This window comes from Chitinibacter sp. ZOR0017, from assembly GCF_000799095.1.
In the GTDB taxonomy this organism is placed as follows: domain Bacteria; phylum Pseudomonadota; class Gammaproteobacteria; order Burkholderiales; family Chitinibacteraceae; genus Chitinibacter; species Chitinibacter tainanensis.
In genome coordinates this window covers 45,769-70,596 of record NZ_JTLG01000045.1, presented here as the reverse complement: position 1 = coordinate 70,596, position 24,828 = coordinate 45,769, and the positions used below count along the sequence as shown (strand labels likewise).

Here is a 24,828-nt window from a genome sequence, read left to right as displayed (position 1 = left end):
GTGAAATGACATCGCCATGCTAGCCAGCCCCGCCCGCACTGCCTGTGTGAAGATGTGAATGGATGTGAAAAACCGAAACAACTTGGATTTGTCGCCTGTCATCTGCCGGCGCTATAGTCGGCGCTATCTCAAGTACACCGTCATGCACATATGCCACATATTTTGCTGGTGGAAGACGATGCCGCGCTCGCCGCACTGATCGTCGATTACCTGCGCGCCAAAGGGTATCAGCTCAGCCATTTAAGCCGGGGCGACGAAGTCTTGCCCTGGCTGCGCCAGCAGCGCGCCGATCTGCTATTGCTGGATTTGATGCTGCCGGGGCTGGATGGCTTTAGTGTTTGCCGGCTGGTGCGCGGTATCTCCAATCTGCCGGTGTTGATGCTCACCGCGCGGAATCAGCATCTGGATCAGATTGATGGCCTGGAAAGCGGGGCCGATGATTATGTGGTGAAGCCCGTCGAGCCGCGGGTGTTGCTGGCGCGCATTCAGGCGTTGTTGCGGCGGGCCCAGCCGGCACCGCTGGCTGAGCTCACGCGCGGGCAATTGCATTTGCAGCGCAGCTGCCGCCGCGCCACGCTGGGTGGCCAGTCACTGGAGCTAACACACAGCGAGTTTGAATTACTCTGGCTGCTGGCCGAGCATGCCGGCCAGGCGGTGAGCCGCGACACCATGCTGCAATACCTGCGCGGGATTGAGTTTGACGGCCTAGATCGCTCTGCTGATGTAGTGGTGTCGCGGCTGCGGCGCAAACTGGGCGATCACCCTAAATCCCCCGAAAAAATCAAAACAGTCTGGTGTCAGGGCTATATGTTGTTGCCCGAGGTGGCGGCATGAGTGATCGGCTGTGGTGGCCTACTTTGCGCCAGCTCTTGCTGGCCGCGGCCGTGTTGGGGCTGGCGGCGCTCGTGGCTGGTGCGGTTTATGATCAGCTTTTGGCGGGGCGCGAGCAGCACTATGCCCGGCAAACCTACCAAGGCCCTTTGCGCCTGATTGCGCAGCAATTACTCGACCCTAATAGCCCGCATGCTTTGCCGCAGCGACTGAGCCACCTGCAGCACACGCTGGGCGAGGTAAAGCTGCAGTTGTTGCCCTTGGCCGATTTTTCCCCTGCTGAACAAAGCCGCTTGCGGCAAGGCGAATTGCTGTATCCGGCTGCGGGCTACGGGGTGGCGGATCAGGTGTATCAGCGTTTGGGGGATACGCCGTGGGTGATGCGCCTGCAAATGCCGCAAATCCCGCCGCTACTCGATTCTGTGCTGCTGGCTGGCTTGTGTTTTGTTTTGCTGGCTGGAGGCGGGCTGTATCTGGCGCTCATCCGGCCCTACTGGCGCGAGGTGCGAACTTTGCAGCGGGCTGTCGAGGCATTGGGGGATGGGGCATTGGCCACCCGCATCGAGGCGCTGCCGACGAGCTCTACCTTGTATCCGCTGGCGGCGCGGATGAATTTGCTGGCTGCCAGAATCAGCGAATTACTCGCCGCCCAGCGCGATTTATTGCATGCGGTGGCGCATGAATTACGCACGCCGCTGGCGCGGATGTTCTTCCAGCTCGAGCAATTACAGGTCAACCCGAGCGCTGCCAGCGCTGGGCTGGAGGCTAATATTCGGCAAATGCAGGCTTTATTGGAGCAGGTGTTGCACTATGCCAGTCTGGAAATGTATGAGCCTAGCCAGCGTTGCAGCCGGGTAGATCGCGCCATGCTGCGTACGGTGCTGCAGGATTTTGCAGGTTTGCACGATGAATGGCCGGCAGATCTGACGCTATGGGCTGATCCGGCTTTGTTGCCGTACGCCTTGCGCAATCTGGTGGCCAATGCCTTGCGCCACGGGGCGGCGCCGGTCTGGCTAACGAGCGCCCAGGATGCGCAATATGGCTATCTGATCGTCGAAGATGCCGGGCCCGGCGTGCCGGAGAGCGAGCGTGAACGCATTTTTACCCCGCTCGTGCGTTTAGGCGCCGGCGCTCCCAGCGAAGGCGCGGGCCTTGGTCTGGCGATTACGCGCCGGATTGCCCGTTTGCATGGCGGTGATGTGTGGGTAGAAACGGGCGCGCGCGCCGGCGGTGCCAAATTCATCCTCGCGCTGCCGCTGGGTCGCGAACCGGAAAATTAGATTGAGCGCAGGTAAGGCTGGTTTGGCCTGAATGAGAGATGAGCACTTGCAGCGCTGAAAAACAAAAAGCCCCAACCTAAGTTGAGGCTTTTTGCAGAATCTCGTGTGGGTCGGGTGGGATTCGAACCCACGACCAACGGATTAAAAGTCCGCTGCTCTACCGACTGAGCTACCGACCCAGAGGGATGTATGGAACGCTTGGTGGGTCGGGTGGGATTCGAACCCACGACCAACGGATTAAAAGTCCGCTGCTCTACCGACTGAGCTACCGACCCGTGTCGTTGCATACAGAAGCGCGAATTATAAGGATATTTGGCCGCCCGTCAACACTTTTGCGCGAATTTCTGTAAAAAAATTGCCGTATTGGTGCGGGCGCAACAGCGCGCTTCACGGTAAACTACTGCCACCATTGAGAAAATCGGCGTGGCCGCTTTTCGTTGAACGAGGAAAAAAGATGCGAATGTTACATACCATGCTGCGGGTCGGTGATCTGGAGCGCTCAATTGCGTTTTATACCGAGGTGCTGGGCATGCAGCTCTTGCGCCGGAAAGATTATCCGGAAGGGCGTTTTACGCTGGCGTTTGTCGGTTACGGTGATGAAGCCAGCCATACCGTGCTGGAACTCACGCATAACTGGGATACCAGCAGCTACGAGCTGGGCACCGGTTATGGCCATATCGCGCTGGAAACCGACGATATCTATGCCACCTGTGAAGCAGTGCGCGCCAAGGGCGGTAAAGTAAGCCGTGAGCCCGGTCCGATGAAGCATGGCACAACCGTGATTGCTTTTGTCGAAGACCCGGATGGCTATAAAATCGAGTTTATCCAGCCCTGATTGGGGCAAGGAAAGGCGTATCTGCAGGGGTATGCCTAGCTAACCTAGAGCCGTATTGTGCTGCAGCATGATACGGCTCTATGGTATTTGGGAGAGAAGAAAAATGTGGAAGTTTGCTACTGCGCTATTGGCGCTGTGCCCAGCGCTGGCGCAGGCCGCGCAGATGGATGGGGCATCCCTGTCATTGCCGTGGATGTTGCCGTTTGCCGGCTTATTATTATCGATTGCGCTGTGCCCGATTTTCTTGCCGAAATTCTGGCATCACCATTTTGGCAAGGTGGCGGCTTTCTGGGCAGCGGCCTTTGCGCTGCCTTATGCGCTGCTGGCGGGGTGGCCAGCGATGGGCGGGGTGCTGTGGCATGCCTTGCTGGAAGAATATATTCCATTTTTGCTGCTGCTGTTTGCGCTGTATACCGTGTCGGGCGGGATTTTGGTGTGGGGCAATCTGCATGGCTCGGCCAAGCTCAATACCGGTATTTTGGCGCTGGGCACGGTGCTGGCCTCGGTAATGGGTACGACGGGCGCGGCGATGCTGCTGATCCGCCCGCTGCTGAAGGCCAACGATAACCGCCAGCATAATGTGCATGTGGTGGTGTTCTTTATCTTTCTGGTGGCCAATGTGGGCGGTGGTCTCACACCGCTGGGCGATCCGCCGCTGTTTCTGGGTTTTCTGAAAGGCGTGGATTTCATGTGGACGGTCGAGCATATGGCTGCGCCTGTGGCGTTCACTTCCGCCTTGCTGCTGGGCCTGTTTTACCTGCTGGATCGGCATTACTTCACCAAAGAAGGCGTACTGCCGGTGGATAAAACCCCAGATAGCGCGCTGAAAATCTATGGCAAGCGTAATTTCTGGCTGCTGGGCGCGATTGTGGGGTTGGTCTTGCTCTCAGGGATGTGGCGGCCGGGGCTGGTATGGTCGGTGTTTGGAGTGGAGCTGGCGCTGCAAGATCTGGTGCGCGATCTGGGCTTGCTGGCCGTGGCCTTGCTGTCGCTGAAAATCACACCGGCGCAAGTGCGGGCGGGCAATGACTTTAATTGGGGCCCGATGCAGGAAGTGGGCAAGTTGTTTGCCGGGATCTTTGTCGCCATGGCTCCGGCACTGGCGATTTTGAAAGCGGGCTCGGCTGGCGCCATGGCCGGTTTGGTGCAGCTGGTGAGCAACCCCGACGGTACGCCACATGATGCAATGTATTTCTGGCTTACCGGGCTGTTGTCGGCATTTTTGGATAATGCGCCCACGTATCTGGTGTTCTTTAATCTGGCGCACGGTGATGCTGCACATATGATGGGCCCACTGGCCAGCACGCTAATGGCCATCTCCGCTGGTGCGGTGTTTATGGGTGCGATGAGTTATATCGGCAATGCGCCCAATTTCATGGTGAAAGCGGTGGCGGAAGATCGGGGCGTGAAAATGCCAAGCTTCTTTGGGTATATGGCCTGGTCAGTGAGCTGCCTGCTGCCGGTGTATATCTTGATGACACTGGTGTTCTTCCATTACTAAGCACCACACGCCACGCTAGCCGTGGCGTGCAGCAAACCCAAGCCCGCCAGTGGCGGGCTCAGGCTGCTGACAAAGTGGCAGGGCCACACTCTTCCAGTCTCGGCAGAGCCGAGCCTAGGCAATATGGCTTTGAAACTGCAGCCTTGATGTTCTATTCCCACCCCTTCCGCCCCCTCTTTGAGGGGGAGTCTCGCTTCGCGAGTGGGGTTGTCAGCAGTCTAGCCCGCCATTGGTGGGCTTTTTTGTGTCTGGGCGGCAGGCGAGTTGGCGTGCTTTTGTTGTGTGTCAGTATTGCGATTGATTTGTGTTAATAATCCGTTGAGTTTGCTTGTTATGGTCTTGTAATATGCTGATGGCACGCTCAATAGGCGCTGCCCTGCGCGCTAGCGATAGCGCGCAGAACACGTGGTGCAGATGGAGGGAAAATCGGATTTTGTTGTTTGCGCGCGGCGAATTAGCCGCCCAGACGGTAACAAAATTACACGCAGAGCCCGGTTTTTTGCGTTGTATCAACGATTCGCAGCCTGCTAGGGCAGTTGCCAACGCAGTTTTTGATTTGTATCAGTAGCCGGCAGAACGGGCTACGTATACTGGCTCCATCGGGTAAGGAGATACAAAAGCTCCTCACTTCAGACACTCAACACAACCTAGAAAAGAGGTGTATCGTGGCTCAACAACCGTTATCTGCAGAATTGCTCGACAAAATGCATCGTTACTGGCAGGCAACCAACTACCTTTCAGTTGGTCAGATCTACCTGCTGGATAACCCATTGCTGAAAGAAAAGCTCGTACGTGAACACATCAAACCACGTCTGTTGGGTCACTGGGGTACTACACCAGGTCTGAACTTCATCTACGTGCACGCTAACCGTCTGATTAACGACCGCGACATCAACGCGATCTACATCACTGGCCCTGGCCATGGTGGCCCTGGTTTCGTAGCCAACACTTGGGTTGAAGGTTCTTACGAAGAGTTCTTCCCGAACATCGACCGCACCGAAGCCGGTATGCAGCGTCTGTTCAAACAGTTCTCTTTCCCACGTGGCATCCCATCTCACGTAGCCCCAGAAACCCCAGGCTCAATGCACGAGGGTGGCGAGCTGGGTTACTCAGTATCTCACGCTTACGGCGCTGCGCTGGATAATCCAGATCAAGTTGTGTTCGCAGTGGTGGGCGATGGTGAAGCTGAAACTGGCCCGTTGGCGGCTTCTTGGCACTCTACTAAATACATCCACCCGATCAACGACGGTTTCGTACTGCCTATCTTGCACCTGAATGGTTACAAGATCGCCAATCCGACTCTGCTGGCCCGGATGGATAAAGAAGAAGTAACGGCCCTGTTTACCGGTTACGGTTACGAGCCGATCTTCGTTGAACTGAAAACTGAAACTTTCAACGAAAAACCAGAAAGCTTTAACGACATCCACCAAGAAATGGCTGCTGCCATGGACTTGTGTATGGACAAATTTGCCGCGATTCGCGCTAAAGCCAAAGAAGAACTGGCTGCCGGCAAAATGATCACTCGCCCACGTTGGCCAATGATCATCATGCGTACGCCAAAAGGCTGGACTGGCCCGAAAGAAATCAAAGGCAAGAAAGTCGAAGATTACTGGCGCAGCCACCAAGTGCCATTCTCTGATATCGATGGCGAAAACGTTCAAAACCTGGAAACTTGGCTGAAATCTTACCAAATCAATACCCTCTTCAATGAAGACGGTACTGTGAAAGAAGAGCTGGTAGCGATTGCACCTAAAGGTCAGAAACGGATCGGTAGCAACCCAGTCGTGCATGGCCAAGTGTCGAAAGACCTGAAAATGCCAGACTTCCGTAACTACGAAGTGAAGTTTGACAAACCAGGTACTGTGAATGCGGAAATGACCCGTGTAATGGGTAACTTCCTGGCTGACGTGATGAAAGAAAACGAAGCCGAGAAAAACTTCCGTATCTTCGGCCCAGATGAAACTGCATCGAATCGCTGGAACGCCACCATTGAGTACTCAGGTAAAAACTGGCTGGCTAACCACTTCGAAGTGGACGGTGTGAACAACAACGACAATCTGAAACAAGATGGTCGTGTGATGGAAATTCTGTCTGAGCACACTTGCCAAGGCTGGCTCGAAGCGTACAACCTGACCGGTCGTCACGGCTTCTTCAGCTGCTACGAAGCGTTCATCCACGTGATCGATTCGATGTTTAACCAGCACGCGAAATGGCTGAAAACCACTCGCCACATCAACTGGCGTAAACCGATTCCGTCACTGAACTATCTGCTGACTTCACACGTATGGCGTCAAGACCACAACGGCTTCTCTCACCAAGATCCAGGCTTTATCGATCACGTGGTGAACAAAAAAGCTGAAGTGATCCGCGTTTACCTGCCAGCTGATGCCAACACCTTGCTGTCTGTAACTGATCACGTTCTGCGCTCACGTCACTATGTGAACGTGGTCGTAGCCGGTAAACAGCCAGCACTGCAATACCTGACTATGGATCAAGCGATCAAACACGCAACCAAAGGTCTGGGTATCTGGGATTGGGCATCTAACGATGAAGGCGGCGAGCCAGATGTAGTAATGGCGTGTGCCGGTGAAATCCCGACCATGGAAGCGCTGGCTGCGACCGACATCCTGCGTCAACACTTCCCAGATCTGAAGATCCGCTTTGTGAACGTGTGTGACCTGATGACGCTGCAACCGAAAGAAGAGCACCCACACGGCCTGTCAGACCGCGAATTCGACGCGATCTTCACCACTGACAAGCCAGTGATGTTTGCCTTCCACGGTTACCCATGGCTGATCCACCGTCTGACTTATCGTCGCAACGGCCATAGCAACATCCACGCTCGTGGTTACATCGAAGAAGGTTCAACTTCTACGCCATTCGATATGGTGGTGGTGAATCAGCTGGACCGCTTCAACCTGGCTATCGACGTGATCGACCGTGTACCTAAACTGCAAAAAATCGGTGCCCATGTTCGCCAAAAACTGGTGGACAAACTGGTTGAGCACGAACAGTACATCTCTCAAGTGGGCGATGACATGCCAGAAGTTAAAAACTGGAAATGGCCTTACTAAGCCAGTGACCGGTGACCAGCGGTGCCCGCCGCCGCTGGGAAATACCCTAGCCCGCGCTGACGAAAGCAGCGCGGGTTTTTTACGTTTTTGGCATACAATGAGCCTTTGTTGTATTCGCTGATTGCCTGTGGAAAACCTGCCCGTGAAGTCTACCTCTGCCCAGCCCAGTGCCCGGCTGCAAGCCCTGATCCAGATCGCCCGCGAAGTCGCCGCCACCGAAGTGATGCCACGTTTTCGTAAAGTAGCGGCCGAGATCAAACACGATGGCAGCCTGTTTACCGAAGCCGATCTGGCCGCGCAAACCGCCTTGCAACGCCTGCTGCCGCAGTTGGTCGATTGCCCGGTATTGGGTGAGGAAATGAGTCAGGATCAGCAAGAAGCGCTGTGGGCGGCGCACGCCGATGGCTTGTGGATTGTCGACCCGATTGATGGCACCAGTAATTTCGCCCATGGCTTACCGTATTTTGCCGTCTCGATTGCGCTGTTTCAGCAACAGCGCCCGGTGTTGGCGGTGGTGTATCTGCCGGTGCTGGATGAATGTTTTGCCGCCGAAGCGGGTGCCGGCGCCTGGCTAAATGATGATCGGCTGCCGCTAGTGCAAGACGATAAGCCACTGAAGCAAGCCATGGCCTCCATCGAAACCAAATGGCTGTCAGGCCATCTGGCAACGCGGGTGGTGACGGTAAACCCCTATCACAGCCACCGCAATTTTGGCGCCTCCACTATCGACTGGTGCTGGCTGGCCGCTGGCCGCACCGATGTCATGCTGCATGGCGCGCAAAAACTCTGGGATTACGCGGCCGGGGTGTTGATCTTGCTGGAAGCCGGCGGTGAAGTTGGCTGCCTATTCCATGACAGCTACTGGGAAGAAAACCCTTGGCACCGCAGCGCCATTGCCGCCCGTACGCCGAGCCTGTTTAGCGGCTGGTCAGCGTGGGTGCATAAAAACAAATAGGGTATATGGGTGCAGCCTTTTTAAATCAATGACTGTAGCTATATACCCTGTGGTTGAGTTTTAGACTGCTGATTGATGCGTTTGTCCGCTGACCAACTCGGCTTGCCAGCGGAGCCAGCGCCCAGTGCCACGCCAGATGGCGCGCAAAATCAATCCACCGACCACCACACCAAAACCACCCAACAGTAGCAGACCCAAGCCAGTGGCCAGCAGCGCCCCCGGGGTTGGCCCCATCCAGCCGCCAATATTGAGCACGTTTTCTCCATCGCTGGCGCGAATCTCCTGCACCGTGCCGCTGGCGTCACGGCGGATATGCAGCTCATCGTCGCCATCGGTGGCCTGAATAATTACCTGGCCATCGCTTTGCCGCTGAATATGCACCGATTCACCGGCCGGGCCGCTGGCCCAAATTTCACCCGCTTGCCGGCCCGCCCATGGCCAGCCGGTTTCATCCTGCGCCACAGTGGCCCAGCTGTGATTAAGGCTGGGCCAGCCAAACACGGTTTGCGTGGCCCAAGTGCCGGTGAGCAGTAAACCGGCGAATGTAATGCCCAGCGCGCCCAGCCATAAACTCGATAACACCGTGAGCATCAACAAATACGGTAGCGCCAGTAGCACATTAATGATCCCAAGACCGCCCAGCGCCACCAGCGCTCCCCACAGATTGCGCGGGGATTTATGCGCTTCCCAGCTTTGCAGGCGTCGTTCGGCCAATAGCTCGCGCGCCAGCCGCGCCGGCTCGCCCAGCGCCGCGGCAATTTCCGCCTCGCTGCGGCCATCGGCCAGCCCATCGGCAAAATAAGCGCGGTAATCGGCCAAAATTTCAGCTCGCTCGGCTGCGGGTAAGGCCTGCAAAGCGGCTTCCAGCTGATTAAGAAACTCAGTTTGTTGCATGATCCACTCCTTGCGGCGCGGCATGAGCTTGCAGCACCTGATTGATTTCACTCACAAAACTTGCCCATTCCTGCTGCATCTGCGCCAGCGCGGTTTGCCCTGCCGGGGTGAGCCGGTAGTACTTGCGGGCCGGGCCGCTGCTGGATTCGGTGAGATAAGTGCTCACCCAGGCATCGGCCTGCAGGCGGCGCATCAGCGGATAAATCGTGCCCTCGCTGATTTCCATGCTGGCCGATAGCCGGCTCACCAGCTCATACACATAGCTATCTTGCTGCGCCAGCACCGCCAGCACGCACATCTCTAATGTGCCTTTGCGTAATTGCGTTTTCATGCGTCCTCGCTGTAGGGCGGATGAGGTCGGCATCATCCGGCGATATATTTAGAGTAAAACAAGCTACTTTGTAATGCAAGGTAGTGATGAATTAAAATTACCCGCAGTGGGAGGCGATAGCGGCTAAGTAGCTGGTGTAACTGCCCACTTTGTATGATTTTGTGCTTGGGTATATCAATATGATCAATGATTAGATTAGCTTATAGGTAATTACTTGGGTGGGGTATATGGGGCTGGGCACCGTGTTTAGCTAAGTTTGTTTTGTCGCAAAACTGGGCGTGTATGCAGTGCAGCAATTTTGGCACGCTGATTTATAGTGAATCAGACATCCCGTTGAGGAACTCGCCATGCTGTTAAATCAAACTCACGAAGCCATCCTGCAGCAACTTGAAAATCAGGCCAATCAACAGCAATACGCGATCGAGCTGGCCGAGCTGTTGGTGGCTCTCAATCGCAATCAGGCGATTATCGAATTTGACCTAGATGGGGTGATTCTGGATGCCAACCCGGTGTTTCTGAACCTGCTGGGGTATGAACTGGACGATCTGGTGGGCAAGCACCACAGTATGTTTTGTTATCCGCGCTTTGTAGAAAGCGATGATTACAAAGAATTCTGGGCCAAGCTCCACAAAGGCGAATACCACCAGAGTGAATTTGTGCGCCTCACTAAAGAGGGCGTCCCTGTATGGTTGCAGGCCACCTATACACCGGTGAAAGATAAAGCCGGCAAGCCATATAAGGTCATCAAGCTCGCTAATGACATCACCGCCACCAAAACCAAATCGGCGGAAGACGATGCCAAAATTCAGGCCATTTACAACTCGCAAGCCGTCATCGAATTCACCCCGCAGGGCGATGTGCTGGCGGCCAATCCGATTTTTCTTGCCACCATGGGCTACAGTTTGCCGGCGGTGATGGGGCAAAACCACCGGATATTCTGTTTGCCAGAGTACGCCGAGAGCGAGGAATACCAGACCTTTTGGAATAATTTGCAAGCCGGCATGGCCCAGCGCGGGGAGTACCGCCGGGTGCACCACAAAGGCCACTCGGTCTGGCTACAGGCCACCTACACCCCGGTGCAGGGGCCGGATGGCGCGGTGGTAAAAATCGTGAAATTCGCCACCGACATCACCCCAGCCAAGCAAAAATCAATGGAAGACGATGGCAAAGTGGCGGCTATCAGTCGCTCGCAAGGGGTGGTGGAATTCGATCTGGGCGGGCATGTGTTGCATGCCAATCAGAATTTTCTGCAGATCATGGGTTACACGCTGGATGAGGTGCTGCAACAGCATCACAGCCTGTTTGTCGAGCATGAAGAGGTGCAAAGCGCCGCCTATCGCACCTTCTGGCAACGCTTGGGCAAAGGGCAATTCGAGACCGGCGAATATCAGCGCTTTGGCAAAGCCGGGCGCCGGGTCTGGCTGCAGGCCAGTTACAACCCAATTTTTGATATCGATGGTCATGTCGTGAAAGTGGTGAAATTTTGCACCAATATCACCGAGCGTAAATCGGCGGCGCAAGAAGTCACTGCGCGGATCGAGGCCATTTCACTGAGTAATTGCACCGCAGAACTAGACCGTGATGGCGTCATTACCGCCTGCAACGAGAATATGCTGAAAGTGCTTGGGCATTCGCAGCGAGAAGTGGTGGGCAAAACCGAACGTGAATTCATGTTTGCCGAGGATATTGAATCCCCGCGCTATCAGGAAAGCTGGCGTAGCCTGCGCGAGGGGCGCGCGGTGAGCGTGGAATTTCGTTTGCAGGCGCTGGGCGGGCGTGAAGTCTGGCTCACCGGCAGTATGAGTCCGATCATGGCCTTGGATGGCAGCCTGCAAAAGGTACTTTTGATCACCAGCGATATCACGGCCACCAAACTGCAGCAGCTGGATGCCGAGGGCAAAATTAGCGCCATTGATCGTGCGGATGCCATTATTGAATTCGATTTAAGTGGGCGTGTGCTCACCGCCAACCAGAATTTCCTGCAGCTGATGAACTATCAGCTCGATGAAATTCGTGGCCATCACCATCGCATGTTTGTCGATCCGCAGCACGCGGCCAGTGCGGAATACCAAGCCTTTTGGGAGCGCCTGGAGCGGGGTGAGTATGAGGCCGGTGAATACAAGCGCATTGGTAAGGGGGGCAAGGAAGTCTGGCTGCAGGCCAGCTACAACCCCATCTTTAATCCGCTCGGTAAGCCGGTGAAGGTGGTGAAGTTTGCCAGTGATATCACCACGGCCAAGCTGGAAAACGCCGAGTACAAAGCCAAAGTCGATGCGATCAGCCGTGGGCAAGCAGTGGTGGAGTTTGATCTGGATGGCAATGTGCTCACTGCCAATCGAAATTTCCTCGCCACCATGGGCTATACCCTGCGGGAAATTCAGGGGCATCACCATTCGGTATTTTGTGCGCCCGAATATGTACAGAGCAAAGAGTATCGGGAATTCTGGCTGGATCTGAACGAAGGCAAGATCAAGTCCGGGCGTTTTCAGCGGGTGGGTAAATTTGGCCGCGATGTGTGGATTCAGGCTACCTATAACCCGATTCTTGATTTGAATGGCCAGGTCGCCAAAATCGTTAAATATGCCTTCGACATCACCGATGAAGTGCAGCTAGAGCTACAAATCGCCAGCAAAACCAAAGAAATGGCGATGCAGTTGCAGCAGCTACTTGGCGGGATTAGCGGGGTGGCCGAGAATTCAGCCACCGCCTCGATGTTGGCCCAAGAGTCGGCGCATTCGGCCGAGGCCGGCTTTGAATCGGTGCAAAAATCAATTGAAGCCATCGACCGCATTCAGCACAGCTCGCACAAAGTGGGTGAGATCGTGCGGGTGATTGGCGAGATTGCCAATCAAACCAATCTGCTGGCTTTTAATGCCGCGATTGAGGCCGCGCGCGCCGGGCAGTATGGCGTCGGTTTTTCAGTGGTGGCGGCCGAGGTGCGTAAGCTGGCCGAGCGCAGCTCGGAGGCCGCGAAAGAAATTACGCAGCTGATCGAGCAATCGAATCAACAAGTCGATCAGGGGGCGCAAGTGAGCCGAGTGGCGGCCAGCCACTTTGAAGGCATTATGCAAAGCGTGCACAGCAGCAGCAGCAGCGCGGGCGAGATTGCCAAAGCCGCCGAGCAACAACAGCAAATGGCCACCGTGGTGGCGCGGCTGATCGACGAGCTGCAGCGCAGTGTGAAATACCATGAACAATGAGCTGGAACGGGTATTCGGCGTTTTTCTGCTGAATGAGATGCAGCTGGCTTTGCCTTTGCAAGCTTTGCGCGAGGTGACGCCCTGCCTTGGTTTGCGTGAATACCCCTCGGCTGCCCGCGGGATTATCGGAGCGATTGATCTGCGCGGTGCTTTAATCCCGGTGCTGGATTTACGCCGCGTGCTCGGCTTGAGCACGCCCGAGTTGCCCGCGCAAAGCGTGGTGATCATGGCGCACGAAGGCCAGTTGATCGGCCTTTTGGCACATGGCGTACAAGGAGTGTTTCAGCCCGAGGGGCGTGATTTTCAGCCGGTTAGTGCGCAAACAGGCCAGCTGCATTTGCTGGCTGGTAGTTTTCAGCGGCGGGATGTCGCGGCTTTGGTGAGTGTGCTCGATCCGGCGGCCTTGAGCCGTTTGCCGGATTTACCGATGGTGTTGCCCGCTGAAACGGTCGCAGGGCTGGGCGAGGGCCGCGCGGCGGAGCTAAGCTATGTCATGCTGATGCGCTGCGGCGGTGTGCCTCTGGCCATGCCTTCCGATGCGGTGTTTACCACCATACTCACGCCGAATATCGACCGCGATTCGGCGCTCGCCAGCGGGTTTTGCCTTGGCGTGCTGGAGCACGCGGGCAGCAGTATTCCGGCGGTGGATTTGTATCGCATGCTGGGGCTGAATAGCCAATTGCGCCACGCCAATCAGCAGGCCTTTCTGGTGCAGTTTCCGGCTGGGCTGGTAGCTTTTCTGGTGGATGAGATCAACGATGTGGTGCCGACCTATGATCTGTCGCTGGCGCCGATTCCCGCACATTCATTTGCACAGCAGCGCTATTTGGCCGGGGTGCTCGATAGCCGGCAGTTACCCGAGCACAATACCTCGGTGCAAACCCGCGCACTGGGTTATTACCTGATGCTGGATGTGGCGGCATTGCAGGCCGCAGCCGATCTGCAAGGTTTGGGCCGGATGAATATGCGTAGCGAAGGTGAAATCGGGCTGGCGGGTAGCCGCCAACAGCGCCCCACCTGCCAGATGCTCACTTATGATTTATGCGCCGAAGTCGGCACCCCGATCGAGCAGATTGTGGAGATTTTGCCCTGGCAGCATCAGGAGCAAATGATGGGCGGCGGTGATTATGCCGGCGGCTTGGTGGTGCACCGCGGGCGAGCGATTGCGACTTACTCGCTCGCGCAGGTGCTGGGCTTAGAGCCGCCTACGCTCACCCCAACAGCCAGTGTGCTGGTGGTGGAATGCGGCGATACGCTGATCGGCTTTGGCGTAGCGCGGCTGATGAGTATTGATGAGGCCGAGTGGCCGCCGCAAGATGGGCATGCGTTTGAGAGTGGCCATCAGCGTCTGCACGCGAACCCGCAGGCACAAAACTGGAAAAGCGTAATGGCCGGGCAAGGCAGCCAAACACGCTTGCTGAGCGTGCTGGATTTGCGTGAGCTGGCCGAGCAGTTGATGGCGCGCTAGTGGGGTATAGCCCTGCAGTCATTAATAGATAAGGCATGAGCGGCAATACCCTGCTTATTTCTTTTTGCGCTGTAACTGTTGCAGTGCCTGTTTATCCAGGTGGCGCTGCGCCGCGGCGGCGCGGCCATCTTGTTTGCGCTGGCTCAGCCACTCATTGAGTGCAGTGCGGCGCGCCTCGTTGATCAGCTCATCTTCATGGTGGCCGGCTTCCTGATGATCGCGTTTCAGGCGTTTGGCGTCTTGCTTGGCGGAATTGATGCCCATCGCTTAGCTCCTGAGGTTGTGTCCGCTCGGGGTATAATGTGGCGAACTCTTTATTATTGTACAAGGAATCAGCATGTCTGCTTTGCCCCCCTGTCCGGCCTGTGGCTCGGCGTTTACGTATGAAGATGGCAGCCTGCTGATTTGCCCAGAGTGCGCCCACGAGTGGAATGCGGCCGATACTGCCGCCAGTGCTGAAGTCGTGAAAGTCTGGAAAGACGCCAACGGTAATGTGCTGCAGGATGGCGATTCGGTCACCGTGATCAAAGACCTGAAGATCAAAGGCTCGTCCTCGGTGGTGAAAGTGGGTACCAAGGTGAAAAACATTCGCCTGATCGAAGGTGACCACGATATCGATTGCAAAATCGACGGCTTTGGCGCGATGCAGCTCAAATCCGAATTTGTGAAAAAGGCCTAATGGCCGCGCTGTGGCAACAATCCCGCCGCCAGCTGGCGGCGTTTTTACTGGTGTGTCCTGATGTCTGAACTTCGCATTCTTTCGCTGATTCCGCCGATGACGCAGCTCAATACGCCGTATCCATCCACGGCGTATATCACCGGCTTTTTGCGGGCGAATCAAGAAATTGCGGCGCAGGAAGACCTCGCGTTGGCGCTGGTGCTCAGGCTGTTTTCCCGCGCAGGGCTCAGCGAGATTCGCCGTGAATGCGAAAAGCTGCCGCGCAAGCAGCGTAGCCTGGCCGTACAGCATTTCTTGCTCAATTTCAGCCATTACGACAGCACCATTGACCCAGTCATGGTCTTTTTGCAGGGGCGCGATAATACACTGGCGCACCGGATTGCCAATCGCACCTATCTGCCCGAAGGCGCGCGCTTCGCCGCGCTGGAAAGCTATGTGGATGATGGCTCGGGTGATCCGCTCAATTGGGCCTTTGGTGCGCTGGGCAGCTACGATCGCGCGCGGCATTTGGCCACTTTGTATCTGAACGATCTGGCTGATGTGGTACGCGAAGCGATTGATCCGCGCTTTGAGTTTGTGCGCTATGCTGAATCGCTGGCGATGTCGCAGCCCAGCTTTGCGCCGCTGGCCGCCGCACTGGCGGCCCCCGTCAATCTGGTTGACCAAACTTTGCAGGCGCTGACCTTGGCCGCACTGGCGCGGCATCAGCCGACGCTGGTGCTGCTGTCGGTACCTTTTCCCGGCGCGGTGTACGCAGCTTTCCGGATTGCGCAAACGATCCGCCAGCATGCCCCACAGGTGAAAATCGCCCTGGGTGGCGGCTTTGTGAATACCGAGTTGCGCGAGCTGGCCGAGCCAGCCGTGTTTGATTTCTTTGATTTTGTTACGCTGGATGATGGCGAGCGCCCTTTGCTGGCCTTGCTGGCGCATTTGCGTGGCGAGCGCAGCGCGCAGCGCTTGGTGCGCACCTTTATCCGCAATGCGGCCGGCAAAGTCGAATACATCAATTGGCCCGAGCCGGATGTGCCCTTTAGCGAAGTGGGCACGCCCACCTGGGATGGCCTGCCGATTCACCAGTATTTGTCGCTGCTGGATATGCTCAACCCCATGCACCGGCTATGGAGCGATGGGCGCTGGAATAAACTCACCATCGCGCATGGCTGTTACTGGAAAAAGTGCAGCTTTTGCGATGTTACGCTCGACTATATTTCCCGCTACGAAACCACCACCGCCGAAATGCTGGTGGATCGTATCGAGGCCATCATCGCCGAAACCGGGCAAACCGGCTTTCATTTCGTGGATGAAGCGGCACCGCCCAAAATGCTTAAAGCGCTGGCCGAAGAGCTGTTACGGCGCAATGTCACGATTTCGTGGTGGGGCAATATCCGCTTTGAAAAATCCTTTACCCCGGAGCTATGCCAACTCTTGGCCGATAGCGGCTGTATCGCCATTTCGGGCGGCCTGGAAGTCGCGTCGGATCGCCTGCTGAAATTAATGAAAAAAGGCGTCTCGGTTGATCAGGTGGCGCGCGTGACCTATGGCTTTGCGCAGGCCGGGATTCTGGTGCATGCCTATTTGATGTACGGGTTTCCGACCCAAACGGTGCAAGACACCGTGGATGCGTTGGAATACGTGCGCCAGCTGTTTGCCGCCGGCTGTATTCAGTCGGGCTTCTTTCATCGCTTTGCCTGTACCGTGCATTCGCCGGTGGGGAAAAACCCGGAAGAGTACGGCGTTGAGCTGGTGCCGCTGCCCAAAGTCACTTTTGCCAAAAACGATGTGGGCTTTATCGATCGCACCCCTATTGATCACGATCTGATGGGGCGTGGCCTGAATAAAGCGCTGTACAACTATATGCATGGCAATCTGCTGGATGAAGACGTGCGCAGCTGGTTCGAAATCCGCGTGCCGCGCCCGACTGTGCCCAAGCATTTTATCGCCAAGGCGCTGAATCAATACTAGGGGTATTGCTTGCAAGCCAATGTGTGGAAAAGCCTAGAGGGGTATACCTCTAGGCTTTTTGCATCTTAAGCCCTTGGTGCCATCGCATTGCAACATCGACCTATCCTTCGCCTAAGCATGGTCTAGGCTGAAAGCACTGATTCAACAAGGGGTGCAGCATGGATTTGTTTCTGGAGCAGGGGGGCGCGGCAGAGCCATTGCCGCTGGTGCTGGTGGTGGATGATGATCGGCTGATCTTGCAGCTGGTGCAGGAATACCTCAGTAGCGAATATCGGGTGCTCACCGCCAAGCATGGTCAGCTGGCTTTGGCGGTGTTGGAGCAAGAGCCGGTCGCGGCGGTGCTCACCGACATCAAAATGCCGATCCTCGATGGCTTGGGTCTTTGTCAGGCCATGCGCGCCGATCCACGCTGGCAGGCGATTCCGGTGATGATGATGTCCGGCAGCGAATATCTGGATGAGCTGCTGCAAGTGTACGACGTGGGTGGGCAAAGCTTTATCACCAAACCGCTCGATCCCAAACTGCTGAAAACCCAGCTCGCGCACATGCTGCAGCAATCCACCGATCGGGCGCTGATGCAATCGCAGCTGCAATTTGCCACCCAAACCGCCTTTACCGCCATGAGCAGCGTCGGCGAAACCGGCGCACTGCTGCAGGCGCTGAAAGCCTTTAACAGTGCTCGCACCCCGCAGGCTTTGTGCCGGCAAATTATCGAGGCAATTCGCGGCTTTGAGCTTGAAGCCGTAGTGGGGGTGATGGATCGGCAGCAATTGTATGCCCTGAATATGCATGGCCCGGCCAGCCAGCTGGAAACCGCAATTTTACAGCGGATGTCTTCGATGGAGAGGGTTGTGCAATTTAGCAACCGGCTCTCCATCCATTTTCAGCAGGTGCGGCTCATCATCAATAATCTGCCCACCGAAGATACCGAGCGCTGCGGCCGCTTGCGCGACAATCTGGCCATCCTGATTGAGGCTGCCGATACTAGCTTGAAAGCCATCGACATCACCCAAACCGCCTTGCGCCGCCAAGAAACAGTCCTGCGCTCGATTCAATCGCTGACCGCCGCGCTAGACAGCCTCGATCAGCAACAGCGCTTATCGAATCAAAACCGCGGTATCAGTTTTAGTAACGGCATGATGCAGCTGGAACGTGCCTTTGCCGGGCTGGGTCTGAGCGATGCGCAAGAGGCGGTGCTACTGAATATCGTCCGCGATACCTGGGAGCAAATCGCCACCAGCTATAGCGATGAAAATGGGTTGCAAAATCGCTTGAGCGGCATCATTCAGCATTTGCAGGAATCACTGCAGCAGGCCGAATAAAGTCGCAGGGTTGAGTTGCTGTGGCAGTGATCCAAGCAGTATGCACCGTAGCGCCGTTGGTCATCTGGGTAAAAATGACAATAAAATGTAGTTGAGTTACGTAGTAAATGCGCGTAATATACGTGCATCAACTACACAAACAGTCGTCACCGACTACCCAGGAGCCCATCATGTTAATGCTGATCTCATCACTGATCGAACGATTTTCCGGCGTGGCAAACGAGCTGCCAGTGAATGCTCGCGTTAACCTCGCCGGCCGCTTTACCGCCGAACGCTACGATGGCCGTGTGCTGAAAATCGAAGGCGACCGCGCACGGGTCTGCTGGCCTAAAGGCGAAAAAACCTACGAATACCTGAATGATCTGGTGCGCATCGACGAAGACGTGGTGCTGCACTAAGCGATTAAAAAAGCCCTGCACTGCAGGGCTTTTTTTAATGGGTATTGCGTTAAAAGCATTACTAAATGGTGGTTTCAGCTTAATACCTACCCTATGTATCTAGCTCGCTCGTCGTTGCTGCGGCCGGCAAGCGAATATGCACAATCAAACCCGTGATGGCAGCATTCTCGGCCCAGATTTGCCCGCCATGGGCGGTTACCACCCGCTCGGCAATCGCGAGCCCCAGGCCAAAGCCGCTAGTCTGGCCAACTTCGGCGCGGTAAAACGGTGCAAAAATTTGCGCTAGCTGAGTGGGCGTGACGCCCGGGCCTTGATCGCTAATGCTTAGTTGATGGCCATCGGTAGTCGCCTGCAGAGTCACCTGAATCACGCTTTCCGGCGGGCTATAGCGAATGGCATTGCGCAAAATATTTTCCGCTGCCCGGCGCAGCAACTCCGGATCACCCCACACCCCCGCAGCCCCGCTGCTGTGCCATTCGATTATCTGCGCCTTGGCCTGGGCTTCAAAGCGGGCGTCTTCAATTAATTCGCTCAGTAGCTGCTGCCAATCCAGCCATTGCCGTGGCTCGCTCACGCGTGCTTCCAATCGCGATAAGGTGAGCAATTCCCCTAGTAACTGATTCATGCGCTGGGCTTCCCGCTCGATGCGCGGCAGAGCGTCGGCCTGACGAGCTGGATTTTGTTGCGCCAGCCCGATGGCTAGCTGTAGCCGCGCGAGCGGCGAGCGTAGCTCGTGCGATACATCGTGTAGCAAGCGGCGTTGGCCGCTGAGCAGGGCTTGCAGTTGCTCGGCCATCTGGTCGTAATCACGCGCCAGATCGGCCAATTCATCATTTCGCCGTGCCAGTGGCGCGCTAATGCGCAAGTTCAGCTCGCCAGCGGCGGCATTGGCAAAGGCTTCGCGCAGGGCGCGAATCGGCTTGGCGACATAGCGCGCGAGCAGGGCCGCCGACAGCAGGCTGGTGAGTACACCGCCGATCATGGCTTCCAGCGGTACCCGATGCGGTGGCCTCGCTGGCGGGGGCGGAGGCTGGGGGTGATCGCTGCCATTATGGGCGGCGGGTGGCGGTGGCGGCGGGTGGCGCCAGTCGGCTGGCGCGCGCAGCCAGAAAGTGATGCCCACCGCAAAAATGGTGATCAGCTGCGCCAGAAATAAAAAGCCGAAAAATTTCCAAAATAGCCGCCCCATTAGGCCTCCCGCAGCAGCTGATAGCCCTGCCGGTAAACGGTCTGGATGCAGGAGCGGCCATCGGGCAACAGCCCCAGTTTTTGCCGGATGCTGCTGAGGTGCACATCAATGCTGCGATCAAAGCGCGCCAGCGGGCGGCCCAAGCCCAATTGCGATAGCTGCTCTTTGCTCACTGGGCGGCCGGCTTGCTGAGCAAGCACTTCCAGCAAGCTGTATTCAGTGCTGGTGAGGGCCAGTGGCTGGCCCGCCCAGCTGGCCCGGCGCTCGCCCGGCCAGATTTCCAGCTGGCCGATTTTGAGCACCGCCGGACTGGCAGTTTGCTGGCTACGGCGCAAAATCGCTCGGATACGGGCGGTGATTTCGCGGGCTGAGCTGGGCTTGGGCACATAATCATCCGCGCCAAGCTCGAGGCCAATAATCCGGTCGGCGTCGTCCCCCATGGCGGTGAGTAAGATCACCGGCAGATTACTCAGGCTGCGAATTTTGCGCAGCGCCTCGATGCCGTTGAGCTGCGGCATCATGATATCCAGCACGGCAATTGCATACTCGCCCGATAGCGCGGCCTGCGCACCACTGAGGCCATCATGGGCCACGCCCACGCGAAAACCCTCTTGCTGCAAATATTCGCGCAGCAGGCTGACTAGCTCGACATCATCATCCACTAATAACACGGCGGCTGGCATGGTGTTCCCCTTGTTTGTGCTCAGGATAGCGGATTTATGCGCGGCCTTTGCCGACCTTTACGGCTTTTTACATCTCTTTAACCGCCATTAACGTGCGAGCCACGCAGACTAAGCACACGTGATCCGGCAGGGGCCGGAACGCAGTCTGGAGCTCATCATGCCTGTTTCTACTTCCCGTACTGCCCTGTTATCGGTCTTGCTGACCACCTTAAGTGCCGTGGCGACCCCCACTTCGGCGCTGGCCATGCCGCCCGAGCCGCCCGCTCAAGGGCAGATGCACCCACCACGCAGCCCGCTGCTGCATGGCATCGTACTCAGCGCCAGCCAGCAAAGTCAGTTACAGGCCTTGCTGGCCAAGCAGCCGCCGCCGGCCAAACCACAACCCAGCCCAGAGCTGACCGCGCTCATTACCGCACCCCAATTCGATTCGCAGGCAGCGCGGGTGCTGATTGCCCAGCAGCAAGCCACGCAGGCCGAGGCCATGCTGGCTCATCTGGCGCTAGAGCAGCAGATTTATGCCTTGCTGACCCCCGCGCAGCAAGAGCAAGCCCGTGCCAATTTGGCGCGCCCGCCACAACCGCGCGGGCATTAATACGGCGGCAGGGCTGGTTTTCTTCGTGTGGTCGTTTGGCGACCTTGGGCAGCGGTGAATTTTGCCGCTGCTTTTTTTATTGCGGCGGGCCAAGCCTATTGGCGCTTGGGTAGACGGGGGCGGCAAAGTTGCCGCTCCGCCTTGCCGCCCTGCTGCCGCGGGCGGGCTAGCGCTGCAGCCTGGGCCTGAAATAGCGGCTTGAACGGGCGTCGCCGCAGATTTTGCACGGCCAAAACGGGAGCAGGCCACGTGACCTTAACCCAGCTTTACCTGCTTTTACACCTTGCAGGGCTGAATTTGGCAGGTTTTGGCCGATGATTTGCTTAGGCCTGGCTGCCTTGGTCGGGCGGCCATGCCCGGCGGGCTGTGTTTATTTTTTGGGAGTTCATCATGAGTATCTCCAGTGTGAGTAATAGTAGCTGGATAAGCCAGCTCAGTTCGGTCAGTAGCAGTAGTGAAACCCGTGGCTCCCGCCCAGCTCCACCACCCGGCCCGCCGCCGGCGGGCGAGCGGGGCGGCAAGCTGCAGTCGGCCATTAGTTCGGCGCTACAGCAGTTGGGGCTGAATCTGGATGGGGCCAGCAGTACCAGTAGCTCCACCAGTGCTGCTAGCAGTAGTGACAGCACCGACAGCAGCAGCGTCCAGCAGGCGCTGGGGCAGTTTATGCAAACGCTGATGCAGTCGATGCGCGCACAAAGCCAAGGCACAGAGGAGGAGGGCGAGTCGATGTCCGTGGCGGGCAGAATGGGGGGCGGCAAGCCCGATATGGCGGCCGATCTGCAAAGCCTGCTGCAAAAGGTGAGCGCTGGCAGTAGCGACGACAGCGTGAGTGAGTTGCAAAGCAGCTTTAGTACGCTGGTGCAGGCCTTAGGGGGCGATAGTAGCCAGGCTTCGTTGCAGGATTTTCTCTCCGCTTTTCAAAGCCAGCTGCCTACCGGTGGCCCCCGTGGCAATATGGTTGAAACGCAGGTTTAGGTGAGTATCTGATAGGGTATGGCCTGCTAGGCGTTATCAAATAATGCGCGGTGGGCAATACCCTATCTGCCAGGCTGGCCTTCGCCGCGGCGGCTTCGCGGTATTCAGCGGTGCGGGTGTTTAGCACAGTGCGCTGGAATGACTTTCGATTCCGCGGCGCAGGCTTTATCATCAACAGCTGTTACACGTTCTGCATGATCTGCTATGCCCACCTACAAGCCCCGCAGCAGTGATTATGTCCGCACCGAGATTGATGGCCAGCGGCGTAAACTGCTGAAGCATGAATCTTTCGAGCAATTTAATGCCTCGATGCTGGGCTTGGGCGATTTGTCGCTGGAATCTAAATCCACTGACGCGATCGCAGCGGTGTTTGATCTGGAAGGCTTTACCCAATTCTGCAATCAGATTGATCCACATTTATCTGTACCCAGTTTCTTGCACCCGTTTCTTAGCTGGCTGATGAATGAGCTACGCAATGAAATGAAGCAAAAAGATGAGGCCGAAGGCGTGGCGCTGTGGTGCCCCTTGCCGTTCTTTACCAAGTTTCTGGGCGATGGCCTGCTGGTTTTATGGGGCTGCCGTGGCCTCTCGCAAGCGGCCATGCGCAATGTGGTTGCCAGTAGCTACAGTATTTGCAAAAAATACCATCACGAATTTCTGCCCAATCTGAAATCCAAAGTGGCCGAGCCACCGCACCGCTTGCGTGTCGGCTTAGCGCGGGGCACCGTGTATTCGGTCGGGGAAGGCAATGATTATGTGGGCTCGTGCATCAATATGGCGGCGCGGCTGCAAAAGCTGCCCGGTATTACCTTTGCCTTTAATCGCCGCGGTTTTGATCTGGATGATGAGCGTACCACGCCGTTTTTTACCGATTACCTGTTAACCCGCGAAGTGACAGTGCGCGGGATCGGCGAGGGCGAGCTGGTGTGCATCTTGCGCAATGAATACGAGAAAATGAAATCGGCCGATAAGAAAACCTACCGCGAGGTATAGGTCAAGGCTCTTGTCTTGAGTCTGAAAACACAAAAGCCACCGCATGCGGTGGCTTTTGTTTAGCGTGAGCTAAGGTTTATTTCTTCGCCGGTGCTGATTTTGGCGCAGTTTTGTCTTTGGCTAGCAGCTCGTTGATCACCTTGGTAATGGTGTCGTCTTCTTTACCCACCATCGATGGGCTGGTCACCCATTTGCCATTCACGACAAACATCGGTACGCCATCCACATTGTAATCACGGCTCATTGCGCTCAGTTTGTTCAGCTGGGCTTTGGTAGAGAAACCGTTGTAATTGGCTTTGAATTTATTCACATCAATGCCTTGCTTGCCGATCCACTCAAACAGGGCTTCTTCGCGGCGCAGCTCGATGCGATCTTGCTGAATGGCTTTGAATACCGCCATCTGGTGCTTGCGGGTCAGGCCCATGGCTTCCAGTGCGAGGAAGATTTTGGCGTGGCCTTCCAGATCATTGCGGCCATCCCACATCACGTGCACACGGCGGAAATTCACGTTTTTTGGTAGCTTGGCTTCCCACGCTTCTACATGCGGCTCGATGGCAAAGCAGTGTGGGCAGCCGTACCAGAAAAACTCGATCACTTCTTGTTTGCCCGCTACAGCCACCGGCTGTGGCTTGGCGAGGGCTTTGTATTCTTTGCCTTCGGTGATGGCGGCGCTGGCTGTGCCAGCAGCGAGCAAGGTGGCAGTCAACAGGCAGGTTTTAATCCATTGTTTCAACATCTGGTTTCAGCTCCTCTATCCCTGGCGGCGGGTAGCCAGCAGGTATTATTAATTGACTTTGACGATCGTGCTGTCAATCCCGTTGGTTTTCAAGACCGCACGAATGCGTTCAAGTTCACTTTGATCGTGGAAAGGCCCTACGCGCACGCGGTGCCACACGCCTTTATCGGCCACTTCGGTGGTTTGAATGCGCGATTCAATCCCGATCAGCGCCAGCTTGGCTTTCAGATTGTCGGCATCGTTTTCGTTCTGAAAGGCGCCCACTTGCAGTAAGCCTGGTTTGCTTGCATCGGGCGCCGGGCTGCTGCTGGGTTTAGGTTTGCTAGTTGGAGTGGCAGCAGGGCCTTTTTCCCCAGCTTCGGGCAAGACTTTATAGAAATCAAAACGGTCTTCGCTGGCGTTGGCGCTCTCTGGCTTGACGACCGCGCTGGCGGCAGAGGCTTTGGGCGGCGTTGTGATCACCGGCACTGCGTCTTTACCATTACCCGGCTGCAGGATTTCCGGGCCGCTGGTGGTGGTTTCCGGCCCACTGGCGAGAGCATCGCTAGGTACTGTTTGATCTTTGGCAAAGGGATTGCCACGCGCGTTTAAAAACAGCGCCACTGCGATGGCAATGGCGATCCCGACAAACAGCCCGACCAAGAGGCCGGTGAGCATTGAGCTGCCGCCACTTTTGGGGGCGCTGCTGCTGCGTGAATTGTTTCGACTCGACTTCATGTCGCGGCTCATACTATCTCCGTGCGCGAACCGTGGAAAAACTACTGAGGCGTGATTCTCTCCCTGCGGGCGGGGCTTGTCCAGCCGAATACTTGGCCAGCAGTGCCGCTGGGCAGCGGGGCTGTGTTTTTTGGCACAAACAGGGGGAGGCTAAAATTTCGCACAAGGGGCTTGCAGATTCAAACGGCTCTGGTAAAATGCGCAGCTTCTGAC

At 56.5% G+C, this 24,828-nt stretch carries 22 protein-coding genes and 2 tRNA genes; 15 read left to right on the top strand and 9 right to left on the bottom strand.

The features are described from left to right. Nucleotides 1–150: 150 nt before the first annotated feature. Together L991_RS14745 and L991_RS14740 are read left to right on the top strand one after the other, a co-directional pair. Entirely contained in the window at nucleotides 151–834 is a 684-nt protein-coding gene (locus tag L991_RS14745) for a response regulator transcription factor (RefSeq protein ID WP_028450455.1), read from the top strand. Next, nucleotides 831–2,111, top strand: coding sequence for an ATP-binding protein (locus L991_RS14740; RefSeq protein WP_047396808.1), 1,281 nt, complete (start codon nucleotides 831–833; stop codon nucleotides 2,109–2,111). Before L991_RS14745 ends, L991_RS14740 begins: the two co-directional genes overlap by 4 nt. Nucleotides 2,112–2,217: 106 nt before the next feature. On the opposite strand, the gene L991_RS14735 is transcribed toward L991_RS14740, so the two are convergent. Both L991_RS14735 and L991_RS14730 read right to left on the bottom strand, forming a co-directional pair. Further along, a tRNA-Lys gene (locus tag L991_RS14735) sits at nucleotides 2,218–2,290 on the bottom strand. A gap of 20 nt (nucleotides 2,291–2,310) precedes the next feature. Then, nucleotides 2,311–2,386 (bottom strand) — tRNA-Lys (locus L991_RS14730). Between the two features lie 179 nt (nucleotides 2,387–2,565). Between L991_RS14730 and gloA the strand changes: the two genes are divergently transcribed. From gloA to L991_RS14710, 4 genes are all read left to right on the top strand, one after another. Further along, nucleotides 2,566–2,946, top strand: coding sequence for a lactoylglutathione lyase (gene gloA / locus L991_RS14725; protein ID WP_047396807.1), 381 nt, complete (start codon nucleotides 2,566–2,568; stop codon nucleotides 2,944–2,946). A gap of 103 nt (nucleotides 2,947–3,049) precedes the next feature. Then, complete coding sequence (locus tag L991_RS14720; RefSeq protein ID WP_047396806.1) at nucleotides 3,050–4,447, top strand: sodium:proton antiporter; 1,398 nt, start codon at nucleotides 3,050–3,052, stop codon at nucleotides 4,445–4,447. A gap of 536 nt (nucleotides 4,448–4,983) precedes the next feature. Further along, nucleotides 4,984–7,521: a phosphoketolase family protein gene (locus L991_RS14715; RefSeq protein ID WP_308417286.1), complete on the top strand. Its 2,538-nt coding sequence runs from the start codon at nucleotides 4,984–4,986 to the stop codon at nucleotides 7,519–7,521. 184 nt (nucleotides 7,522–7,705) lie between these two features. Next, nucleotides 7,706–8,476 (top strand): inositol monophosphatase family protein, encoded by a 771-nt coding sequence (locus L991_RS14710; protein ID WP_028450450.1) that lies wholly within the window; start codon nucleotides 7,706–7,708, stop codon nucleotides 8,474–8,476. Between the two features lie 60 nt (nucleotides 8,477–8,536). Here the strand turns inward: L991_RS14710 and L991_RS16690 are convergent, their stop codons facing one another. Both L991_RS16690 and L991_RS14700 read right to left on the bottom strand, forming a co-directional pair. Beyond that, nucleotides 8,537–9,370, bottom strand: a complete 834-nt coding sequence (locus L991_RS16690) for a DUF1700 domain-containing protein (protein ID WP_052190931.1) — start codon at nucleotides 9,368–9,370, stop codon at nucleotides 8,537–8,539. Next, nucleotides 9,357–9,701: a PadR family transcriptional regulator gene (locus L991_RS14700; protein ID WP_047396805.1), complete on the bottom strand. Its 345-nt coding sequence runs from the start codon at nucleotides 9,699–9,701 to the stop codon at nucleotides 9,357–9,359. Before L991_RS14700 ends, L991_RS16690 begins: the two co-directional genes overlap by 14 nt. A gap of 347 nt (nucleotides 9,702–10,048) precedes the next feature. Between L991_RS14700 and L991_RS14695 the strand changes: the two genes are divergently transcribed. Together L991_RS14695 and L991_RS14690 are read left to right on the top strand one after the other, a co-directional pair. Beyond that, complete coding sequence (locus L991_RS14695) at nucleotides 10,049–12,901, top strand: PAS domain-containing methyl-accepting chemotaxis protein (protein ID WP_081986707.1); 2,853 nt, start codon at nucleotides 10,049–10,051, stop codon at nucleotides 12,899–12,901. Then, the gene (locus L991_RS14690) at nucleotides 12,891–14,369 is read left to right on the top strand and encodes a chemotaxis protein CheW (protein WP_047396804.1); all 1,479 of its coding nucleotides are present in this window, start codon (nucleotides 12,891–12,893) and stop codon (nucleotides 14,367–14,369) included. Before L991_RS14695 ends, L991_RS14690 begins: the two co-directional genes overlap by 11 nt. Before the next feature lie 54 nt (nucleotides 14,370–14,423). On the opposite strand, the gene L991_RS14685 is transcribed toward L991_RS14690, so the two are convergent. After that, on the bottom strand, nucleotides 14,424–14,633 hold the full coding sequence (locus L991_RS14685; RefSeq protein WP_047396803.1) for a hypothetical protein: 210 nt from the start codon (nucleotides 14,631–14,633) through the stop codon (nucleotides 14,424–14,426). 73 nt (nucleotides 14,634–14,706) lie between these two features. Here L991_RS14685 and L991_RS14680 point away from each other — a divergent pair, with 73 nt between their 5' ends. The 4 genes from L991_RS14680 (at nucleotide 14,707) to L991_RS14665 (ending at nucleotide 18,730) form a co-directional block, all read left to right on the top strand. Continuing rightward, nucleotides 14,707–15,048 carry a zinc ribbon domain-containing protein YjdM gene (locus tag L991_RS14680; protein ID WP_047396802.1) on the top strand — a complete coding sequence of 114 codons (342 nt, stop codon included), beginning with the start codon at nucleotides 14,707–14,709 and terminating at the stop codon, nucleotides 15,046–15,048. 60 nt (nucleotides 15,049–15,108) lie between these two features. Next, nucleotides 15,109–17,010 (top strand): radical SAM protein, encoded by a 1,902-nt coding sequence (locus L991_RS14675; protein ID WP_047396801.1) that lies wholly within the window; start codon nucleotides 15,109–15,111, stop codon nucleotides 17,008–17,010. Nucleotides 17,011–17,168: 158 nt separating this feature from the next. Beyond that, entirely contained in the window at nucleotides 17,169–18,332 is a 1,164-nt protein-coding gene (locus tag L991_RS14670; RefSeq protein ID WP_047396800.1) for a PleD family two-component system response regulator, read from the top strand. 170 nt (nucleotides 18,333–18,502) lie between these two features. Then, nucleotides 18,503–18,730, top strand: a complete 228-nt coding sequence (locus L991_RS14665) for a hypothetical protein (RefSeq protein WP_034619744.1) — start codon at nucleotides 18,503–18,505, stop codon at nucleotides 18,728–18,730. Nucleotides 18,731–18,821: 91 nt separating this feature from the next. Here L991_RS14665 and L991_RS14660 read toward each other — a convergent pair whose 3' ends face one another. Together L991_RS14660 and L991_RS14655 are read right to left on the bottom strand one after the other, a co-directional pair. Continuing rightward, nucleotides 18,822–19,919, bottom strand: coding sequence for an ATP-binding protein (locus L991_RS14660; protein ID WP_047396799.1), 1,098 nt, complete (start codon nucleotides 19,917–19,919; stop codon nucleotides 18,822–18,824). After that, complete coding sequence (locus L991_RS14655; RefSeq protein ID WP_047396798.1) at nucleotides 19,919–20,602, bottom strand: response regulator transcription factor; 684 nt, start codon at nucleotides 20,600–20,602, stop codon at nucleotides 19,919–19,921. Before L991_RS14655 ends, L991_RS14660 begins: the two co-directional genes overlap by 1 nt. Nucleotides 20,603–20,759: 157 nt before the next feature. Between L991_RS14655 and L991_RS14650 the strand changes: the two genes are divergently transcribed. From L991_RS14650 to L991_RS14640, 3 genes are all read left to right on the top strand, one after another. Further along, nucleotides 20,760–21,194: a Spy/CpxP family protein refolding chaperone gene (locus tag L991_RS14650; RefSeq protein ID WP_047396797.1), complete on the top strand. Its 435-nt coding sequence runs from the start codon at nucleotides 20,760–20,762 to the stop codon at nucleotides 21,192–21,194. Nucleotides 21,195–21,584: 390 nt separating this feature from the next. Further along, nucleotides 21,585–22,169 carry a hypothetical protein gene (locus tag L991_RS14645; RefSeq protein ID WP_047396796.1) on the top strand — a complete coding sequence of 195 codons (585 nt, stop codon included), beginning with the start codon at nucleotides 21,585–21,587 and terminating at the stop codon, nucleotides 22,167–22,169. A 204-nt stretch (nucleotides 22,170–22,373) separates the two neighbouring features. After that, nucleotides 22,374–23,162 carry a hypothetical protein gene (locus tag L991_RS14640; protein WP_028450438.1) on the top strand — a complete coding sequence of 263 codons (789 nt, stop codon included), beginning with the start codon at nucleotides 22,374–22,376 and terminating at the stop codon, nucleotides 23,160–23,162. A gap of 76 nt (nucleotides 23,163–23,238) precedes the next feature. Here L991_RS14640 and L991_RS14635 read toward each other — a convergent pair whose 3' ends face one another. Both L991_RS14635 and L991_RS14630 read right to left on the bottom strand, forming a co-directional pair. Beyond that, nucleotides 23,239–23,898, bottom strand: a complete 660-nt coding sequence (locus L991_RS14635; RefSeq protein WP_034619742.1) for a thiol:disulfide interchange protein DsbA/DsbL — start codon at nucleotides 23,896–23,898, stop codon at nucleotides 23,239–23,241. 48 nt (nucleotides 23,899–23,946) lie between these two features. After that, nucleotides 23,947–24,615, bottom strand: a complete 669-nt coding sequence (locus tag L991_RS14630; RefSeq protein WP_156129098.1) for an SPOR domain-containing protein — start codon at nucleotides 24,613–24,615, stop codon at nucleotides 23,947–23,949. Nucleotides 24,616–24,828: the final 213 nt, after the last annotated feature.

Coding starts and splice junctions, on each gene's coding strand:
- L991_RS14745 (WP_028450455.1), top strand. CDS start 151: ATGCCACATATTTTGCTGGTGGAAGACGATGCCGCGCTCGCCGCACTG.
- L991_RS14740 (WP_047396808.1), top strand. CDS start 831: ATGAGTGATCGGCTGTGGTGGCCTACTTTGCGCCAGCTCTTGCTGGCC.
- gloA (WP_047396807.1), top strand. CDS start 2,566: ATGCGAATGTTACATACCATGCTGCGGGTCGGTGATCTGGAGCGCTCA.
- L991_RS14720 (WP_047396806.1), top strand. CDS start 3,050: ATGTGGAAGTTTGCTACTGCGCTATTGGCGCTGTGCCCAGCGCTGGCG.
- L991_RS16690 (WP_052190931.1), bottom strand. CDS start 9,370: ATGCAACAAACTGAGTTTCTTAATCAGCTGGAAGCCGCTTTGCAGGCC.
- L991_RS14700 (WP_047396805.1), bottom strand. CDS start 9,701: ATGAAAACGCAATTACGCAAAGGCACATTAGAGATGTGCGTGCTGGCG.
- L991_RS14695 (WP_081986707.1), top strand. CDS start 10,049: ATGCTGTTAAATCAAACTCACGAAGCCATCCTGCAGCAACTTGAAAAT.
- L991_RS14690 (WP_047396804.1), top strand. CDS start 12,891: ATGAACAATGAGCTGGAACGGGTATTCGGCGTTTTTCTGCTGAATGAG.
- L991_RS14685 (WP_047396803.1), bottom strand. CDS start 14,633: ATGGGCATCAATTCCGCCAAGCAAGACGCCAAACGCCTGAAACGCGAT.
- L991_RS14680 (WP_047396802.1), top strand. CDS start 14,707: ATGTCTGCTTTGCCCCCCTGTCCGGCCTGTGGCTCGGCGTTTACGTAT.
- L991_RS14675 (WP_047396801.1), top strand. CDS start 15,109: ATGTCTGAACTTCGCATTCTTTCGCTGATTCCGCCGATGACGCAGCTC.
- L991_RS14670 (WP_047396800.1), top strand. CDS start 17,169: ATGGATTTGTTTCTGGAGCAGGGGGGCGCGGCAGAGCCATTGCCGCTG.
- L991_RS14665 (WP_034619744.1), top strand. CDS start 18,503: ATGTTAATGCTGATCTCATCACTGATCGAACGATTTTCCGGCGTGGCA.
- L991_RS14660 (WP_047396799.1), bottom strand. CDS start 19,919: ATGGGGCGGCTATTTTGGAAATTTTTCGGCTTTTTATTTCTGGCGCAG.
- L991_RS14655 (WP_047396798.1), bottom strand. CDS start 20,602: ATGCCAGCCGCCGTGTTATTAGTGGATGATGATGTCGAGCTAGTCAGC.
- L991_RS14650 (WP_047396797.1), top strand. CDS start 20,760: ATGCCTGTTTCTACTTCCCGTACTGCCCTGTTATCGGTCTTGCTGACC.
- L991_RS14645 (WP_047396796.1), top strand. CDS start 21,585: ATGAGTATCTCCAGTGTGAGTAATAGTAGCTGGATAAGCCAGCTCAGT.
- L991_RS14640 (WP_028450438.1), top strand. CDS start 22,374: ATGCCCACCTACAAGCCCCGCAGCAGTGATTATGTCCGCACCGAGATT.
- L991_RS14635 (WP_034619742.1), bottom strand. CDS start 23,898: ATGTTGAAACAATGGATTAAAACCTGCCTGTTGACTGCCACCTTGCTC.
- L991_RS14630 (WP_156129098.1), bottom strand. CDS start 24,615: ATGAAGTCGAGTCGAAACAATTCACGCAGCAGCAGCGCCCCCAAAAGT.